This is a genomic window from Leucobacter sp. M11 (assembly GCF_035726885.1).
Classification (GTDB): Bacteria; Actinomycetota; Actinomycetes; order Actinomycetales; family Microbacteriaceae; genus JAPFRB01.
Genome location: NZ_JAPFRB010000007.1, coordinates 36099 through 39563, shown reverse-complemented (window position 1 = coordinate 39563; position 3465 = coordinate 36099). Strand labels below are relative to the sequence as shown.

Sequence of the window (3465 nt, the reverse complement as noted above, 5' to 3'; positions counted from 1 at the left end):
GGGCAACACGATTGCCCGCCGGCGGCTCGCAGCTCCGGGGACGCAGAAACACCCAGCCGCGGGTGCGGGCTGGGTGTTTCTGTGTGCGCTTCGGCTGCTGGTGCGGCCTAGCGGTACGGGTGCGCCTTGAGCTCCTCCGCGACCTGGAACGCGAGCTCCAGGGACTGCATGTGGTTCAGCCGCGGGTCGCAGAGCGACTCGTAGCGGGTCGCCAGCGTCTCCTCGTCGATGTTCTCCGAGCCGCCGAGGCACTCGGTCACGTCGTCCCCGGTGAGCTCCACGTGGATGCCACCCGGGTAGGTGCCGACCTCGCGGTGCGCCTCAAAGAAGCCCTTCAGCTCGTTCATTACGTCGTCGAAGCGGCGGGTCTTGTAGCCGTTCGGGGTCGTGATGCCGTTGCCGTGCATCGGGTCGGTGACCCAGAGCGGGGTCGCCCCGCTGTCCTTGACGCCCTGCAACAGGCCGGGGAGCACGTCGCGAATCTTGGACGCGCCCATCCGGGTGATGAAGGTGAGCCGCCCCGGCTCGCGCTCCGGGTCGAGCTTGTCGATCAGGCGCAGCGCGTCGTCGGTCGTCGCCGTCGGCCCGAGCTTCACGCCGATCGGGTTGCGGACCCGAGACAGGAAGTCCACGTGCGCGCCGTCGATCTCGCGGGTGCGCTCCCCGATCCACAGGAAGTGCGAGGACGTGTTGTAGGCGTTCCCCGTCCGCGAGTCGATCCGGGTCATCGGCCGCTCGTAATCGAGCAGCAGCGACTCGTGGCTCACGTAGAACTCCGTCGTCTTCAGCGCGGAGAAGTCCGCGCCGCAGGCGATCATGAAGCGCACGGCGCGATCGATCTCCTCGGCGAGGGCCTCGTAGCGCTGGTTCGCCGGGTTCGACACGAAGCCCTTGTTCCAGGCATGCACCTGGCGCAGGTCGGCGAAGCCGCCCTGCGTGAAGGCGCGGATCAGGTTCAGCGTGCTCGCGGAGGTGTGGTAGCCGCGCACCAGCCGCGACGGGTCGGCCCGGCGCGACTCCGGCGTGAAGTCGTAGCCGTTGACGATGTCGCCGCGGTAGGCGGGCAGGGTCACGTCGCCGCGCGTCTCCGTCGTGCTCGACCGGGGCTTCGCGAACTGCCCCGCCATCCGTCCGAGCTTCACGACGGGCATGGAGGCACCGTAGGTGAGCACGACGGCCATCTGGAGCAGGGTCTTCACCCGGTCCTTGATCTGGTCGGCGGTCGCCCCGGCGAAGGTCTCGGCGCAGTCGCCGCCCTGCAGGAGGAAGGCCTCGCCGCGCGCGGCCTGGGCCAGGCGCTCGCGCAGCTGGTCCACCTCGCCAGCGAAGACGAGGGGCGGCTGCGACTGCAGCTCGGTCACGGCCTCCCGGACGGCGTCCGGGTCGGGCCACTCGGGCTGCTGCTTCGCCTCAAGCTCGCGGTAATAGTCGAGACCCGCCAGAACGCTCGCTTCGGTCTGGGTGCGGTGTTGGACGTCAAGAGTCACGGGTCACACACTTTCTGGGTTCGATCGAACGCCGAGATCACGGCGCTGGGCGCCACCCTCGCGGATGGCATACCAGACAGTTTAGCCCGCCGCGCTGACCTTTTTGGCCCGTACGCTGGAGGCGTAGATGTCCACGTACTCCTGGTTGCTCAGGCGGTGCAGCTCCGACATGATCTCGTCCGTCACGCTGCGCAGAACGAAGCGATCCGCGCTCATCCCGGCGAAGCGGCTGAAGTCGAGCGGCTTGCCGATGAGCGTGCCGATCCGGCGGATCTTGGGCACCGAGCGCCCGATGGGCATCGCCTTCTCCGTGTCCACCATCACCACGGGGCAGACCACCGCGCCGGACTCCAGAATCATCCGGGCCACGCCGGTGCGCCCGCGGTACATCCGCCCGTCGGGGCTGCGGGTGCCCTCGGGGTAGATGCCGAGCACCTGCCCGCGGTCGAGCACCCCGAGCGCCGTGTTCAGCGAGGCCTCAGAGGCCTTGCCGCCCGAGCGGTCGATGGGCAGCTGGCCCGTGGCCAGCATGAAGTTCTTCACGAGCCAGCCCTTGACGCCCTTGCCCGAGAAATAGTCGCTCTTCGCGAGGAAGTAGACCCGGCGCTCGATCATGAGCGGCAGGATCACCGAGTCGATCACCGAGAGGTGGTTGCTGGCGAGGATCACCGGACCCGTCCCCGGAATATTCTCCAGACCCGTCACCCAGGGTCGGAAGATCGTCTTCATCAACGGACCCGCGATGAGGTGTTTCATGATCCAGTAGAACATTGTGAACAGCCGAACCTTCCGATTTGTCCCTCTCAGGATACATCGCCCACAAATGCCGCGGGGAGCACCCAGTCTCCACCGATAGGATTGACACAGCACCGGCTGGCCACCGCCAGCCGCGGAACAGAGACGCCATCACGGCTCTCACGAGGTACCAAAGGAGCTACCGTGAAACTCGCCGAAACCCCAGCAGTGGTCCCGGAGCAGCCCCAGGACAACGCCAGCGATCTGCTCGCTCGCCGTGTTCAGGAAACGCCCGATCGACCGCTGTTCGCCCTGCCCAACGGGGACGAGTGGACCGAGCTGACCGCAGCCGAGTTCGAAAAGCGGGTGATTGCGCTGGCAAAGGGGCTGGCCGCATCCGGGATTAACCCCGGGGACAAGATCGGCTTCATCTGCCGCACGCGCTACGAGTGGTCGCTCGTTGACTTCGCCATCTGGTACGCCGGCGCGGTCATGGTGCCGGTCTACGAGACCAGCTCCCCCTCCCAGATCCACTGGATCATGGAGAACTCCGGCGCGGAGTCCATCATCATCGAGTCCCTGGAGCACTTCGACCGCTTCGACGAGGTGCACCCCGAGTTGCCCGCCGTGAAGACGGTGTGGCAGATGCACACGGGCGACCTCGACAAGCTGGTCCAGGCGGGCGTCGACATCCCCGACGAGGAGATCGAGCGCCGCCGCAACCTCGCCGTCGGCAGCGACATCGCGACCCTGATCTACACCTCCGGCTCCACCGGCCGCCCGCGCGGCGTGGTGCTCACGCACAGCAACTTCACCGAGCTGTCCCGAAACGCCGCCTTCGGCCTCTCCGAGGTCGTCCGCGAGCCGGGCGCGTCGACCCTGCTCTTTGTCACCCTCGCGCACGTGTTCGCCCGCTTCATCTCGGTGCTCGCGGTGCACTCCGGCGTGAAGGTCGGTCACCAGCCCGACACCTCGAAGCTCGTGCCCTCGATGGGCACCTTCAAGCCGACCTTCCTCCTCGCCGTCCCGCGCGTGTTCGAGAAGGTCTACAACTCGGCCGAGCAGAAGGCCGAGGGCGGGGGCAAGGGCAAGATCTTCCGCTGGGCCGCCAAGGTCGCCGTTGACCACTCCAAGGCGGTGCAGGAGGGTTCCGTGCCCTTCGGCCTGCAGATGAAGTTCAAGGTCGCCGAGTCGCTCGTGCTCAACAAGCTCAAGGTCGCCCTCGGCGGCCGCGTCAAGTACG

Annotated in this window: 3 protein-coding genes; 1 reads left to right on the top strand and 2 read right to left on the bottom strand. The window is 67.3% G+C overall.

Going from position 1 to position 3465, the window contains the following annotated elements; translation table 11 throughout:
* Positions 1 to 107: 107 nt before the first annotated feature.
* Together OOT08_RS18085 and OOT08_RS18080 are read right to left on the bottom strand one after the other, a co-directional pair.
* The gene (locus OOT08_RS18085; RefSeq protein WP_325094275.1) at positions 108 to 1487 is read right to left on the bottom strand and encodes a class II 3-deoxy-7-phosphoheptulonate synthase; all 1380 of its coding nucleotides are present in this window, start codon (positions 1485 to 1487) and stop codon (positions 108 to 110) included.
* A gap of 81 nt (positions 1488 to 1568) precedes the next feature.
* Complete coding sequence (locus tag OOT08_RS18080; RefSeq protein WP_325094273.1) at positions 1569 to 2258, bottom strand: lysophospholipid acyltransferase family protein; 690 nt, start codon at positions 2256 to 2258, stop codon at positions 1569 to 1571.
* 168 nt (positions 2259 to 2426) lie between these two features.
* On the opposite strand from OOT08_RS18080, the gene OOT08_RS18075 reads away from it, so the two are divergent.
* The coding region (locus OOT08_RS18075) for an AMP-binding protein (protein WP_325094271.1) at positions 2427 to 3465 on the top strand (1039 nt) is incomplete at its 3' end.